A 523-nucleotide genomic window follows, 5' to 3' on the forward strand; every position below is an offset into this window, starting at 1 on the left:
GCTGTCGTCAGCTCGTGTCGTGAGATGTTGGGTTAAGTCCCGTAACGAGCGCAACCCTTGTCCTTAGTTACCAGCACGTTATGGTGGGCACTCTAAGGAGACTGCCGGTGACAAACCGGAGGAAGGTGGGGATGACGTCAAGTCATCATGGCCCTTACGGCCTGGGCTACACACGTGCTACAATGGTCGGTACAGAGGGTTGCCAAGCCGCGAGGTGGAGCTAATCTCACAAAACCGATCGTAGTCCGGATCGCAGTCTGCAACTCGACTGCGTGAAGTCGGAATCGCTAGTAATCGCGAATCAGAATGTCGCGGTGAATACGTTCCCGGGCCTTGTACACACCGCCCGTCACACCATGGGAGTGGGTTGCACCAGAAGTAGCTAGTCTAACCTTCGGGAGGACGGTTACCACGGTGTGATTCATGACTGGGGTGAAGTCGTAACAAGGTAGCCGTAGGGGAACCTGCGGCTGGATCACCTCCTTAATCGAAGACATCAGCCTGCTGATGAGCTCCCACACGA

Annotated in this window: 1 rRNA gene; it reads left to right on the top strand. The window is 55.6% G+C overall.

Going from position 1 to position 523, the window contains the following annotated elements:
- Nucleotides 1–486 (top strand): 16S ribosomal RNA (locus ACF8K2_RS22145); the annotation flags it as partial.
- Between the last annotated feature and the right edge of the window lie 37 nt (nucleotides 487–523).

The organism is Pseudomonas sp. xss_2 (assembly GCF_043104195.1).
Classification (GTDB): Bacteria; Pseudomonadota; Gammaproteobacteria; order Pseudomonadales; family Pseudomonadaceae; genus Aquipseudomonas; species Aquipseudomonas urmiensis.